The 12,700-nt window shown below is 58.7% G+C and carries 13 protein-coding genes; 2 read left to right on the top strand and 11 right to left on the bottom strand.

Features of this window, described 5'->3' with window-relative positions; all coding sequences use genetic code 11:
• Nucleotides 1–31: 31 nt before the first annotated feature.
• The 6 genes from ACR0B5_RS07740 to ACR0B5_RS07715 form a co-directional block, all read right to left on the bottom strand.
• Nucleotides 32–877, bottom strand: coding sequence for an ABC transporter permease (locus ACR0B5_RS07740; protein ID WP_480539676.1), 846 nt, complete (start codon nt 875–877; stop codon nt 32–34).
• Nucleotides 874–1,806: an ABC transporter permease gene (locus ACR0B5_RS07735; RefSeq protein WP_480539675.1), complete on the bottom strand. Its 933-nt coding sequence runs from the start codon at nt 1,804–1,806 to the stop codon at nt 874–876. Before ACR0B5_RS07735 ends, ACR0B5_RS07740 begins: the two co-directional genes overlap by 4 nt.
• Nucleotides 1,803–2,246, bottom strand: a complete 444-nt coding sequence (locus ACR0B5_RS07730) for an N-acetyltransferase family protein (protein WP_480539674.1) — start codon at nt 2,244–2,246, stop codon at nt 1,803–1,805. Before ACR0B5_RS07730 ends, ACR0B5_RS07735 begins: the two co-directional genes overlap by 4 nt.
• Nucleotides 2,236–3,033 (bottom strand): ABC transporter ATP-binding protein, encoded by a 798-nt coding sequence (locus ACR0B5_RS07725; protein WP_170376555.1) that lies wholly within the window; start codon nt 3,031–3,033, stop codon nt 2,236–2,238. Before ACR0B5_RS07725 ends, ACR0B5_RS07730 begins: the two co-directional genes overlap by 11 nt.
• Nucleotides 3,034–3,087: 54 nt before the next feature.
• The gene (hydA, locus tag ACR0B5_RS07720) at nt 3,088–4,542 is read right to left on the bottom strand and encodes a dihydropyrimidinase (RefSeq protein WP_170665305.1); all 1,455 of its coding nucleotides are present in this window, start codon (nt 4,540–4,542) and stop codon (nt 3,088–3,090) included.
• Between the two features lie 92 nt (nt 4,543–4,634).
• Nucleotides 4,635–5,885 carry a Zn-dependent hydrolase gene (locus tag ACR0B5_RS07715; protein ID WP_480539671.1) on the bottom strand — a complete coding sequence of 417 codons (1,251 nt, stop codon included), beginning with the start codon at nt 5,883–5,885 and terminating at the stop codon, nt 4,635–4,637.
• 170 nt (nt 5,886–6,055) lie between these two features.
• Here ACR0B5_RS07715 and ACR0B5_RS07710 point away from each other — a divergent pair, with 170 nt between their 5' ends.
• Nucleotides 6,056–6,670 (top strand): TetR family transcriptional regulator C-terminal domain-containing protein, encoded by a 615-nt coding sequence (locus ACR0B5_RS07710; RefSeq protein ID WP_480539669.1) that lies wholly within the window; start codon nt 6,056–6,058, stop codon nt 6,668–6,670.
• A 3-nt stretch (nt 6,671–6,673) separates the two neighbouring features.
• On the opposite strand, the gene ACR0B5_RS07705 is transcribed toward ACR0B5_RS07710, so the two are convergent.
• The 5 genes from ACR0B5_RS07705 to ACR0B5_RS07685 all read right to left on the bottom strand — a co-directional run bounded on the left by ACR0B5_RS07705 (nt 6,674) and on the right by ACR0B5_RS07685 (nt 11,557).
• Nucleotides 6,674–7,153, bottom strand: coding sequence for a hypothetical protein (locus ACR0B5_RS07705; RefSeq protein WP_419739789.1), 480 nt, complete (start codon nt 7,151–7,153; stop codon nt 6,674–6,676).
• Nucleotides 7,154–7,226: 73 nt separating this feature from the next.
• Nucleotides 7,227–8,531 carry an NAD-dependent dihydropyrimidine dehydrogenase subunit PreA gene (preA, locus tag ACR0B5_RS07700; RefSeq protein ID WP_480539666.1) on the bottom strand — a complete coding sequence of 435 codons (1,305 nt, stop codon included), beginning with the start codon at nt 8,529–8,531 and terminating at the stop codon, nt 7,227–7,229.
• A gap of 18 nt (nt 8,532–8,549) precedes the next feature.
• The gene (locus ACR0B5_RS07695; protein WP_480539665.1) at nt 8,550–9,386 is read right to left on the bottom strand and encodes a class I SAM-dependent methyltransferase; all 837 of its coding nucleotides are present in this window, start codon (nt 9,384–9,386) and stop codon (nt 8,550–8,552) included.
• A gap of 46 nt (nt 9,387–9,432) precedes the next feature.
• Nucleotides 9,433–10,767: an NAD(P)-dependent oxidoreductase gene (locus ACR0B5_RS07690; protein ID WP_480539663.1), complete on the bottom strand. Its 1,335-nt coding sequence runs from the start codon at nt 10,765–10,767 to the stop codon at nt 9,433–9,435.
• A 157-nt stretch (nt 10,768–10,924) separates the two neighbouring features.
• A complete protein-coding gene (locus ACR0B5_RS07685; RefSeq protein ID WP_480539661.1) occupies nt 10,925–11,557 on the bottom strand; it encodes a cupin domain-containing protein in 633 nt (210 codons plus the stop codon).
• 127 nt (nt 11,558–11,684) lie between these two features.
• Between ACR0B5_RS07685 and ACR0B5_RS07680 the strand changes: the two genes are divergently transcribed.
• Nucleotides 11,685–12,674, top strand: a complete 990-nt coding sequence (locus ACR0B5_RS07680; protein ID WP_480539659.1) for a hypothetical protein — start codon at nt 11,685–11,687, stop codon at nt 12,672–12,674.
• The last annotated feature ends 26 nt before the right edge of the window (nt 12,675–12,700 follow it).

Raw genomic sequence — 12,700 nt, 5'->3', positions numbered from 1 at the left:
GTGCCCCGTTTTCGGGGTCTGGTTGGTCTTGTTATCTGCGTTGTGAGGGGTGCCAAAAGGTTACCATTTTTTCGAGCCCTGCCACCAAAGCATAGAACACTGTTCCAGCGACTGCCGCCACTGCGATTTCGGCCCAGACGAGGTCGATCGACAGGCTGCCCACCCCCGTTGAGATTCTAAAGCCCATGCCGCGTGTGGGGGAGCCGAAATACTCAGCCACAATCGCGCCGATCAGCGCCAATGTGGTGGCAATCTTGAGGCCATTGAATATGAACGGCATGGCCGCAGGCAGGCGCAGCTTGATCAGCGTTTGCGTGTAGCTGGCCGCATAGGTCCGCATCAGGTCGCGCTGCATCGCGTCCGCCTCACGCAGACCTTGCACTGTATTCACAAGGATCGGGAAGAACACCATCACCACAACTACGGCCGCCTTGGAGTGCCAGTCGAACCCGAACCAGCTGACCAGAATCGGCGCGATTCCGACGATCGGCAGCGCGGCCACGAAGTTGCCAATAGGCAGCAACCCTCGGGTCAGAAAGACGGACCGGTCGATCAGAACGGCCGTGAGAAACGCAGCAGAGGCACCGATTGCAGACCCGGTGAATGCCCCTTTGAACACGGTCTGTTTGAAGTCCTGCCACAGAATATCGGTTGAGTTCACAAAGGTCTGCGCCACCATCGAAGGCGGCGGCAGGATCACAGGCGAGACGCCCAGCCCTTGCACCAGCCCCTCCCACAGGATCAGCAGCGTGACACCAAAGAGCACGGGCACAAAGACGCGCACGCCCTTGGAGTCCCGGTAGATCGACCGTGCCAGCCACGCGTTCAGCCACCAGGCACCAGCCCAGAAGATGAGGGAAAAGATCAACCAGCTCATGCGCTCATCCCCATGCGTTTCAGGGTCACTCGCTGCAGAATATCCAGCAAAGTCACCAGAATACCCGCCAGAATGGCCGCCGCGAACAAGGCCGCCCAAATGGCCAAAGGCGTGCCGAATTGATCGCCGATCAAAATGCGCGCGCCGAGGCCCGAAATTGCTCCGGTCGGCAGCTCGCCCACAATTGTCCCAACCAAGGCCGCCGCGATTCCAACCTTCAGCGAGGTGAACAGGTAGGGCACCGAAGATGGCAGGCGCAGTTTCAGGAACGCCTGCAAACCGGTCGCGTTGTAGGTCTGAAGCAAATCCAGCTGCGAAACGGCCGGCGAGCGCAGCCCTTTAACCATCCCGACCAGCACAGGAAAATAGCATAGGTAAGCCGAGATAATCGCCTTGGGCACCCCACGCCCTTCGATCCCCAACTGAGAACTCAGGACGATGATCATCGGAGCCAGCGCCACGATCGGCACGGTTTGGCTGATGATAGCCCATGGCATCAGGCTCATATCCACAACACGGGAATAGACGATGGCCACGGCCCCCAGGATGCCAACCGCCGTACCCAGCACAAATCCCCAGAGCGTGGATTGCAGCGTGATCCACCCGTGATAGATCAACGAGCGTTTCGACATCGCCCGGCCCCTCATCACCATTTCGCCGGTGGTTTTCCAAAGCTCCTGCCCGACTTGAACGGGCGTCGGCAGGCGCGGCCGGTCCAGCTCATAGCCACCTGCGATATGCGACGGGTTCTGCACCATCAGAACCCAGACCGAGACCTGCTGACGATCCCTCGACGTATCGGGCGTCACGGTTTCCCCTGCCCGTTCCGCCTGATCGAGCGAGACACGAACATTCATTGGTGCAACGGCCAGATACCAAAGGACCGCAATGGCCAACAGCACGGTCAGGACCGATAAGACCTGCTTCATGCGTGCCACTCCATCCGGTAGACCGGCACGGTATCCGGGGGCACGGGCGGCTCTTTGCTTGTTACCTCGAACCCTTCGCGTTGATAGAACCGTTGCGCCGCCGTGTTCGGTGTGTGTGTCGTCAGCCAAAGAAACGCGCGACCCTCTTTGGCCTTGTCGACAAAGCGCTTGCCAATGCCTTGCCCGATCCGTCTGCAATAAAGCGCACCGATCTTCTGCTCATTCGGGTCCACGGACATGTAGCAATCGACCGGGTTGCCGGCGACCCAGATTTCACGATGATCGAACGCCTCTTCAATCAAGGCTGTCAGTTGTTCAACAGGCAGCTCTTCCAGCATCCACTCCGTCTGGAAGGCCCAATCATGGATCACTTGGGCACAGGCAGGCACGTCCTGCAACGTGGCGCGCCTGATCATATCCGAGGCCCCATCAGTCATCATAGGAATGCCCCGCCCGCAGGCCGTCCCGCACCCGGTGTGCAACCTCTATGAACTCAGGCGTGTCGCGGATATCCAAGGGCCGCTCCTTGGGTAGAGGGCTGTCAATCACATCCGTAATCCGCCCGGGCCGAGGGCTCATCACCACGATCTTGGTGCTGAGATACACGGCCTCAGGGATCGAGTGCGTCACGAAGCCAATCGTCTTCTCAGTGCGCGCCCAGAGCGCCAGAAGCTGCTCGTTTAGGTGATCGCGCACGATCTCGTCCAACGCGCCAAACGGCTCATCCATCAGCAGGATATCCGCGTCAAAAGCCAAAGCCCGCGCGATACTGGCCCGCTGCTGCATACCGCCCGACAGCTGCCAAGGGAATTTCCCACCAAATCCAGCAAGATCAACGAGTTCGAGAACTTTGTTCACGCGCTCTTCCTGCTCGGATGCGGAATAGCCCATGATCTCAAGCGGCAGCTTGATGTTCTTGGAGATGGTCCGCCACGGATACAGACCCGCCGCTTGAAACACATACCCATAGGCCCGCTTGCGCCGCGCCTCATCCGGGGTCATGCCGTTGACGGTCAGAGTGCCGCCAGTCGGGGTCTCCAAAGCCGCGATGCAGCGCAGAAAGGTGGTCTTGCCGCAGCCCGAAGGGCCGATAAAGCTGACAAAGTCGCCTTTGTCGATCGTCAGGTTCACATCTTTCAGCGCGTGAACCGGGCCGTCATTCGTCTGGAAGGTGAGATCCAGCTGCCTTGCCTCGATCACAGGCTGGGTCGTAGAGTCAGTGTTCATTCCATAGCCTTGAAAAATTTGATTGCGGGCCGCCCATAGAGCGGCCCGAATGCGTCAGACACCTGTCGCCGGAATACCCGTCCGCTCCACCGGGCGCGGGGCGGTCAGTTCTTTCCAGGTGCTCAGCGCCTTATTCACATGGGTGTTGGCCTCACGCGCCACGAATTTCCCGTGCCCTTCCTGTGTCTGGATCTCACCATCATGCACGGCAACTGCACCGCGGGTCAGTGTGAACCGCGGCAACCCGCGCACTTCTTTACCCTCGAACACGTTGTAGTCGATCGAAGACTGCTGTGTCTCAGCTGAAATCACCTTGGCCTTGTCCGGATCCCACACCACCAGATCAGCATCAGCGCCAACCAAAACTGCACCCTTTTTCGGGTAGCAATTCAATATTTTGGCGATGTTTGTTGAAGTAACGGCTACGAACTCATTCGGCGTCAAACGCCCTGTATTCACCCCATAGGTCCAGAGCATTGGCATCCGATCCTCTAACCCTCCGGTCCCGTTCGGGATCTTGGTGAAATCACCCACTCCATAGCGTTTCTGCTCGGTCGTAAAGGCGCAATGGTCCGTAGCAACCACGCTCAACGTGCCCGATTGCAGACCGTTCCATAGGCTATCCTGATGCTGCTTGTTCCGGAACGGAGGGCTCATGACCCGCCGCGCCGCATGTTCCCAATCGTGGTGGAAATACTCGCTCTCATCCAAGGTCAGGTGCTGGATCAAAGGTTCTCCCCACACCCGCTTGCCTTGCATCTTGGCGCGCCGAATGGCCTCATGTGCTTCTTCGCAGGAGGTGTGCACCACGTACAAAGGCACGCCCGCCATGTCCGCAATCATGATCGCGCGGTTCGTCGCTTCACCTTCGACCTGCGGCGGACGGGAATAGGCGTGTGCCTCAGGGCCGGTATTGCCCTCGGCCAGCAGCTTGGCGCTCAGTTCGGCCACAACGTCACCGTTCTCAGCATGAACCATCGCGGTGCCGCCCAACTCTGCCAGGCGCTTAAACGAGGCAAACAACTCATCGTCGTTCACCATCAAAGCGCCTTTATAGGCCATGAAATGCTTGAAAGTGTTGATGCCGCGCGTCTCGATGACAGTCTTGATGTCATCAAACACCTGTTCACCCCACCAGGTCACCGCCATGTGGAACGAGTAGTCACAATTCGCCCGCGTTGATTTGTTGTCCCAACGCTTGAGCGCGTCCAGCAAGCTCTCGCCCGGATTGGGCAGCGCGAAATCAACCACCATCGTGGTACCACCGGCCAAAGCTGCGCGTGTGCCGCTTTCGAAATCGTCGCTGGAATAGGTCCCCATAAACGGCATCTCGAGATGCGTGTGCGGGTCGATCCCACCGGGCATCACGTAGCACCCAGAGGCGTCCAACTCCTTGTCGCCGCGCAAGTCCGGCCCAATCTCGGTGATCACGCCGCCCTCAACTTTCACGTCCGCCTTATAGGTCAGATCAGCGGTTACGATGGTCCCGTTCTTGATGACAGTACTCATTTCAAACTCCCTGTTGCGGTCTGCGCCGCTTGCTTCACCTGGCTAAAAATATCCCGGGGCAGTCGCCCTTTGGGCGACGGGGGCAGCGCCCCCTATTCCACGATCTCCGCCGTCTCAACGACCGCATGCAGCAAAACATCCGCCCCGGCAACCGCCCAATCCTTGCTGATCTCTTCAGCCTCGTTGTGGCTCAGGCCATCTACGCAAGGGCACATCACCATCGCGGTCGGCGCGACCCGGTTGATCCAGCAGGCATCATGCCCGGCCCCCGAGATGATGTCCGTATGGGAATACCCCAGCCGCTCTGCCGCGTCGCGCACGGCGGCCACACAACCCTCATCGAATTTGACCGGATCGAATCCACCGACCTTTTCGAATTCAATCTGCAGGCCCATTTCGTTCACGATATCCTCAGCCGCCACACGCAGGCGGTTTTCCATATCAGTGATCACATCCAATTCGGGCGAGCGGAAATCGACCGTGAACACCACCTTGCCCGGAATCACATTGCGTGAGTTCGGATACACATCAATATGCCCCGCTGCCCCAACCGCATGCGGCGCATGTGACCACGCAATCTCATCCACTTTTTCAAGAATACGCGCCATCGCCAGACCCGCATTCTTGCGCATCGGCATCGGGGTCGAGCCGGTATGGGCATCCTTGCCGGTCACCGTAATCTGGGTCCAACTTAGCCCCTGACCGTGGGTGACGACGCCGATGTCCTTACTCTCGGCCTCCAGTATCGGCCCTTGTTCGATATGCAGCTCAAAGAAGGCATGCATTTTGCGCGCGCCGACCTCTTCCTCGCCGCGCCAGCCGATACGCTGCAATTCATCGCCGAATTTTTTGCCCTCGGCATCCTCGCGGTCATAGGCCCAATCCTGCGTGTGCATCCCGGCAAACACGCCCGAGGACAGCATCGCGGGGGCATAGCGTGTGCCCTCTTCATTGGTCCAGTTGGTCGCCACGATCGGATGTTTGGTCTTGATGCCCAGATCGTTCAGCGTGCGGATGATCTCCAAACCGCCAAGCACCCCTAGAACCCCGTCGTATTTCCCGCCGGTCGGCTGTGTATCCAGATGCGAGCCAACATAAACCGGCAGCGCCTCCGGGTCCGTGCCCTCTCGCCGCGCGAACATGTTGCCCATCTGATCCAAGCCCATGGAACAGCCTGCGTCCTCACACCAGCTTTGGAACAGCGCGCGCCCTTCGGCGTCTTCATCGGTCAGCGTCTGGCGGTTGTTGCCGCCCGCAACGCCGGGGCCGATCTTGGCCATCTCCATCAGGCTGTCCCACAACCTGTCGCCATTGATCCTGAGATTCTGCGCCGGAGCTGCCATAGTCTTCTTCCCTGTTGCTTGCGATTGGCTCGCTTTTGGTGTCTTGATTTGACCATCTGGTCAAACTCACGCTATCACGGGTTCGACATCAGTCAAGAAATTGCGCGCCATCGCTGGAGTTTTCAGCAAAATCCCCTATGAAATGGCGCGAAAACAGACACGTTGGACACATGCCGAAAGACCGCGCACCCACCAGAATACAAAAGAAAAATCGCGCTGCGATTCTGGAAGCCGCGCTCGAGGTCTTTTCGACCCACGGGTTTCGCGGGGCCACCGTGGATCAGATTGCGTCGGCTGCCGGGCTAAGCAAACCAAACCTACTCTATTACTACCGCAGCAAAGACGCGATTTATGCCGCCCTGCTCGAGCGTCTTCTGGACACGTGGCTGGACCCGATGCGCGCGATCGATCCCGATGGCGACCCCTTGTCCGAGCTGTTGGGATATATCCATCGCAAGCTGGAAATGAGCCGCGATTACCCGCGTGAAAGCCGTCTGTTTGCCAATGAAATCATTCGCGGCGCTCCGCATATCTATGACGTGCTGTCCACCGATCTGAAAGCGCTGGTCGATGAAACCTCGGCCCTGATCCGCCGCTGGATGGCCGAGGGGCATATCGCCGAAGTGAACCCCTATCACCTGATCTTCTCGATCTGGTCTTTGACCCAGCACTACGCGGATTTCGACGTCCAGATCCGCGCCGTTCTGGGTGAGGATGACGCCGATCCCTACCCCGACGCGAAAATCTATCTTGATCAGGTGTTCACGCGCCTTCTGACGCTGTAACCGTTATTTCGCGGGCTTTAACGCCAGAATTCGACGCAAAAGCACGATCACCATGGCGATCAGGATGGTAAGGTCGCCCATGGTTTTGACGGTGTTGATCTTGGGCACCTTTCCGGCATCCTTGACGATCGCGGTGTACATTTTCGGCTGCTGCACCCCAGCCATGTGATCCTTGGCCGAGGCCTTCACGAAGGCGTCAAAATTCTGCAGCGCCTTGACCTTTTTGGCCACCTGCCCAAGGAACCGTTGGTCCAGCTGACGCTCTTCCTTCAACTTCGCCATCATCTCTTCGAGAGAGCGTTTCAGCTTTTCAAGGCTGTCCACGTCACGTTTGATCTGCTTCTGATGCTGAAGAAAATACTTGGCGGCCATCGCGTCACGTTGCTTGGCCTTGGACAGGGCAACGTTCTTTTTGGACGTGTCACGGTCAAGCTTGGTGACCTTGTTGCCGCCCTTGTTCCGGCCCGGTGGTGCCGCTGGCATGACATTCTCCTTTGATCCTGTCTGTCAGCGGCAGTGTAGAACCGAACCGGTGTTTTAGGGATGAGTGTTTCCCTTACTCCGCAGCTTTCGCCATCGGATTGTTCGGATGCGAGGTCCAGTTGGCATAGTCCGGCTGCACGGTCTTGCCTGTACGCGGATCAACCTCACCTGCTGCCATCGGCTCCATCGTGATGCAACCTTCGATCGGACAGACATCGACGCAGAGGTTACAGGCAACACATTCATCATCCATCACCTCGAATACACGGTCATCAGACATTGAGATCGCCTGATGGCTGGTATCCTCACAAGCCGCATAGCACCGGCCGCATTTGATGCACTGGTCCTGATCAATCTTGGCCTTGGCAACATAGTTCAGGTTCAGATACTGCCAGTCGGTGACATTCGGCACCGCCCGACCAATGACCTGATCGACGCTGGTATAGCCTTTCTCGTCCATCCATTCGGACAGACCCGCCGTCAGTTCATCAATGATCTTGAAGCCGTAGGTCATCGCAGCGGTACACACTTGCACATTGCCGCAGCCAAGCGAGATAAATTCGGCCGCGTCACGCCAAGTGGTCACGCCCCCAATGCCGGAGATGGGCATACCATGCGTGGCCTCGGCCCGCGCGATTTCAGACACCATCGACAGGGCAATCGGCTTGACCGCCGGGCCACAATAGCCGCCATGGCTGCCTTTGCCATCAATCGAGGGCTCGGGGCTGAACGTATCCAGATTGACGCTGGTGATCGAGTTGATCGTGTTGATCAAGGACACCGCATCTGCACCACCATTCCGCGCCGCCGCCGCAGGTTTGCGGATATCGGTGATATTGGGCGTCAGCTTCACGATGACCGGGCGGTCATAGTATTTCTTGCACCAACGGGTCACCATCTCGATATATTCCGGCACCTGCCCCACGGCAGATCCCATGCCCCGCTCACTCATGCCATGCGGACAGCCGAAGTTCAGTTCGATCCCATCGGCGCCTGTCTCGGCGACGCGCGGCAGGATGGCTTTCCACGCGTCCTCCTCGCAGGGCACCATGATCGAGGCGATCAGCGCGCGATCCGGATAGTCCGCCTTGACCCGCGCCATTTCCTCAAGGTTCACCTCTAGCGGGCGGTCGGTGATCAACTCGATGTTGTTGAGACCCAGCAGCCGCCGATCAGCACCATAGATCGCGCCATAGCGCGGCCCGTTCACATTCACGACAGGAGGGCCCTCGGCCCCCAGTGTTTTCCACACAACACCACCCCATCCGGCCTCGAACGCGCGGCGGACGTTGTATTCCTTGTCCGTCGGCGGCGCAGAGGCCAGCCAATAGGGGTTGGGGCTGGAAATGCCCAGAAAGTTTGTCGTCAGATCGGCCATGGCTTCTCCCTTCCCGGCTCAGCCGGTTTTTTTGAATATCATTTCAGTCGGGCGAATGCGCCCGGCCTTTAGGTTCGTTACGTAGTTTTGGAACTTCTCGGGTGCCGTCTCGCCCATCATCAGGTGGATGCCCAACGCAGGCGGGCCGCTTTCGGCCATGCGTGCAAAGGCTTCCTCGAAGAACGCAAGTGCGAACTCGGTACGGTCCGTCTCAGTCTTCAGTTCCAGGCCCGCAGCACTTGCGGCATCGTGGTAGACATTGGGCGCGTGGACGAAGGACGTCTCGGCCACGGTGGACCATGGCAGAGGAAACGCAAGCGGCTCAGACGCCTCACCGCCCATCACGTCGAACAAGGCAAAAGTACCGCCCGTCGCCAAGGCCCGAGAGACCTCGGCGAACAATCCCGCTTTGTCTTCGATGTTCATGCCAACATGGAACATCACGGCCAAATCGAACCCAGCATCGGGAACCGGCATATCGAGGGCGCTGCCGACCAGAAACTCCGACTTGTCGGAATGTCCGACAAGATCGCTGAGCGTCTTGGCCGTTTCGACAAACTCAGGCGTCAGGTCGACCCCAGTGACCGTCGAGTCATACCGATCCACGATATAGCGCGATGTCCCGCCGATACCGCAGCCAACATCCAGCACACGCGTTGCGTGGGTCGGCGAGAGCTGCGCGAACAAGTTGTCGGTCGCCTTCACACCACCCGTATGAAACTCGTCCCCGGTCTTGAGGTCGGCAACGGTGGCTGCATCCGGGTCAATACCACTGGCCTCAAGCGCCGCACGGACGCGTTCGGTCAGGGCACCGGTTGTGTAGTGTTGGGCAACAGCTTGTTCGATCTGGGACATGACGATACCTCAGCAGCAATAAAAATGGGGTGAATACCCCATCTTATCACGAAACGAGCGTTGCGTGGATGTCCATCGCAGCGTCCCGGCCCTCGGCCACGGCCGTCACGGTCAGATCCTCGCCACCTGCGGCGCAGTCGCCACCCGCCCAGACACCGTCCAGAGAGGTTCGCCCTGCCCCGGTGACAGCGATCTTGTTACCGTCCAGCGCCAGACCTTCGGGCGCGCCTTCAAGCGTTTGACCGATGGCCTTGAGGACCTGATCAGCCGGAAGCCGGATCATCTCGCCCGTCCCTTCTAGCCTGCCGTCCCGAGTGGTGGTGTATTCCAGTTCGATATCGACCGCCGATCCATTGCCGTAAACGGCAACCGGCTGCACATTCGTCAGAATCCGCACCCCGTGCGAGGCGGCGAGGTCCTGTTCATACCGGCTAGCACCCATCGCATCGCGCCCTCGGCGATAGGCAATCGTAACATGCTCAGCGCCCAGCAGTTTTGACTTCACGGCAGCATCCACCGCCGTCATACCTCCACCGATCACGACCACATTCCGCCCGACCGGCAAGTGAGCCAGATCTTCGGCCTGACGCACATCCGAAATGAAATCCACAGCAGCCCGCACACCGTCCTTTTCGGTGCCTTGCGCACGCAGCGCATTTACACCCGCCAGACCGATCGACAGGAACACGGCATCATAGTTCTCGACCAACCCGTCCAGCGAAATCGTATCGCCCAGAACCGAGCCCGTCTCGATTGCAATGCCACCAATCTTCAGAAGCCAATCCACTTCGGCCTGAGCGAAGTCATTGGTCGATTTGTAGGCAGCGATCCCGTATTCGTTCAGACCGCCGGGTTTCGGCTTGCACTCGTGAATCACCACGTCATGCCCCAACATCGCCAGCCGATGCGCACAGGCAAGACCAGCAGGCCCTGCCCCAATCACGGCAACCGTTTTGCCGGTAGGCGCAGCGCGTTCGAAGGGGTGATCGCCCGCTACCATAACGGCGTCAGTCGAATAGCGCTGCAAGCGACCGATCTCGACCGGTTTGCCTTCGGCGGCTTCGCGAACGCAAGCTTCCTCGCACAAAGTCTCGGTCGGACAAACGCGGGCGCACATGCCACCCAGAATGTTTTGCTCGAGAATCGTGCGACCGGCTGCTTGCGGCTGACCGGCCTGGATCTGGCGAATGAACAACGGAATATCGATATCCGTCGGACAGGCCGTCACACACGGCGCGTCATAGCAAAAATAACAACGATCTGCCGCCACGGCGGCCTCATGCGGGGCCAAAGGCGGATGCAAATCGGTGAAATTCGAGGTCAGCTCATCGCTGGAAAGCCGCCCTGGGACAATCCCGGGTGCCATCTGGCCCTGTGCCATCACTCTACTCCCTGTAGATATGTTTGTTGTGAGGCTCAGCTTGCCACAATCTGATTTTTTATCAATTGGTAAATTTTATCATTCGGTCAAAAAATGAAAAAACCGGGCTTTTGACCCGGATTTCCGTGATTTTGCCCAAAATTGATGCGGGTTCAGGTCAGATCATGCCCGTCAAATGCCCGGATTTCATCCAAACCCGCGCACCATCCGGCCCCGCAACGGCCTTTGACTGCGATCCGGGCGGCAGGCGTAACCAGTCCCACGCGGCGAATGATTCACCGCCTTCATCAAAGTTGCCGGTGATGACAAACACCTCAAGCCCACCTTCTGCGCTCAGATCAATAGACTCTCCGGCGGCCCATTGCACGATGCGCACATCCTCATGCTCATCCTTGAACAGGCGCAGATCGCCCTGACCGTTGATCGAGCGTTTGACCTCCGTCCGGTCGGAGGGATCGAATTGATGCAGCTTGACCAGAATGGTGGCCCCGTCGGCCGCCGAAGGGGTATGGGACGAGGTCGGAGGGTTGCGAACATAGCTGCCCACCGGAAAATTCCCGGTTTCGTCCTGAAAAACGCCATCCAGAACCAGAAACTCTTCCCCACCATCATGGGTATGAGCCGCGAAGGCACTGCCAGGGGCAAATCGGACGATCGTGGTGGCGCGGGCGACTTCCTCACCGATCCGGTCCAGCATCTTGCGCTCGACCCCTGCCGCAGGCGATTGTACCCACTCGGTCTGAGCAAAATGCACCGCAGCGCGTTTGGTGAAATCCGCGTTGATCCTCATGGCGGCCTCCTGCTTTGAGTTTCCTGCATGAGATGGGATGGAGAACGCGAAAATCAATCCAACAGTTTTGACGCCCCCTGCGGCTTGCTGTAATCCCAAGGAAAACGGGCGACAGGAACAGGCACGAATGGCTTCGCAGAAATTCAACATCGTCGTCATCGGACAAAACAACCGCCTGCAATATGAGGCCCTTCTGTTCGCCGCCTCGCTGCGCCACTGTTCCCCCGGTTTTGACGGCAAGCTGTATGTCGCCACCCCAAACCCTGGCCCCCGTTGGAGCCAGAACCCAAGCCTCCAGAACGAGGATGTGCGCAAAGCGCTATCTCAGCTGGACGCCGAGGTCCTGCCCTTCGACAACCATGTCTTCGGCGAGAGCTATCCGCATGGCAACAAGATCGAGGCCCTGCAGGCCCTGCCCGAAGGGGAACCCTTTGTCTTCTTCGACAGCGATACGCTGATCACCGGCGATCTGACCTCGGTCCCGTTTGATTTCGACCGTCCGGGTGCCTCGCTCAAAGTCGACGGGACTTGGCCGAAACCCACCCTCTATGGGCCTGGGTTCGAGGGGATCTGGAGCGCCCTCTATCGCCGCTTTGGTCTGGATTTCGACAGCTCGATTGATGACAGCCAGCCCAAGGAACACTGGAAACGGTTTCTGTATTTCAACGCAGGCTATTTCTTCTACAACTGCCCGCGCCAATTCGGTGAGCGATTTCTGGACTATGCGAAAACCATCCGCGACGAGGAGATTCCCGAACTCACCGGCCAGAACCTTGATCCCTGGCTGGATCAGGCCGCCTTGCCGCTGGTGATCCACTCTTTCGGCGGCGGGCGCGATGCCTTGCCGGACGGGCTTCTCGATGGATCGGTCAGTTGTCATTACCGGCTCTTCCCTCTGCTCTACGCCCGTGAGAGTGACCGCGTGATCGAAGTGCTCGAGACGGTCTCGGCCCCCAACAAAGTCAAGAAAGTCCTCAAGGCCTATGACCCGATGAAGAGGCTGATTTTCCAAGGCAAAGGCAACAAAATCCGCGAGATGTTCGATCAGAACGCCCTGCCCGGGCGCGAACAGGCCATCCGCAAGGCGATCAAGGCCACAGGTCTCTGGCTACGCTGACAGGATCGCTCATAGGATCAACCAGA

It is taken from the genome of Ruegeria sp. AG1, assembly GCF_056541705.1.
Note: the sequence above shows the minus strand (reverse complement) of the source record. Positions and strands in the feature narration are given on the sequence as shown.

Excerpts from the sequence above, each read along its gene's own strand:
- ACR0B5_RS07740 (WP_480539676.1), bottom strand. The coding sequence starts at position 877 with ATGAGCTGGTTGATCTTTTCCCTCATCTTCTGGGCTGGTGCCTGGTGG.
- ACR0B5_RS07735 (WP_480539675.1), bottom strand. The coding sequence starts at position 1,806 with ATGAAGCAGGTCTTATCGGTCCTGACCGTGCTGTTGGCCATTGCGGTC.
- ACR0B5_RS07730 (WP_480539674.1), bottom strand. The coding sequence starts at position 2,246 with ATGATGACTGATGGGGCCTCGGATATGATCAGGCGCGCCACGTTGCAG.
- ACR0B5_RS07725 (WP_170376555.1), bottom strand. The coding sequence starts at position 3,033 with ATGAACACTGACTCTACGACCCAGCCTGTGATCGAGGCAAGGCAGCTG.
- hydA (WP_170665305.1), bottom strand. The coding sequence starts at position 4,542 with ATGAGTACTGTCATCAAGAACGGGACCATCGTAACCGCTGATCTGACC.
- ACR0B5_RS07715 (WP_480539671.1), bottom strand. The coding sequence starts at position 5,885 with ATGGCAGCTCCGGCGCAGAATCTCAGGATCAATGGCGACAGGTTGTGG.
- ACR0B5_RS07710 (WP_480539669.1), top strand. The coding sequence starts at position 6,056 with ATGCCGAAAGACCGCGCACCCACCAGAATACAAAAGAAAAATCGCGCT.
- ACR0B5_RS07705 (WP_419739789.1), bottom strand. The coding sequence starts at position 7,153 with ATGCCAGCGGCACCACCGGGCCGGAACAAGGGCGGCAACAAGGTCACC.
- preA (WP_480539666.1), bottom strand. The coding sequence starts at position 8,531 with ATGGCCGATCTGACGACAAACTTTCTGGGCATTTCCAGCCCCAACCCC.
- ACR0B5_RS07695 (WP_480539665.1), bottom strand. The coding sequence starts at position 9,386 with ATGTCCCAGATCGAACAAGCTGTTGCCCAACACTACACAACCGGTGCC.
- ACR0B5_RS07690 (WP_480539663.1), bottom strand. The coding sequence starts at position 10,767 with ATGGCACAGGGCCAGATGGCACCCGGGATTGTCCCAGGGCGGCTTTCC.
- ACR0B5_RS07685 (WP_480539661.1), bottom strand. The coding sequence starts at position 11,557 with ATGAGGATCAACGCGGATTTCACCAAACGCGCTGCGGTGCATTTTGCT.
- ACR0B5_RS07680 (WP_480539659.1), top strand. The coding sequence starts at position 11,685 with ATGGCTTCGCAGAAATTCAACATCGTCGTCATCGGACAAAACAACCGC.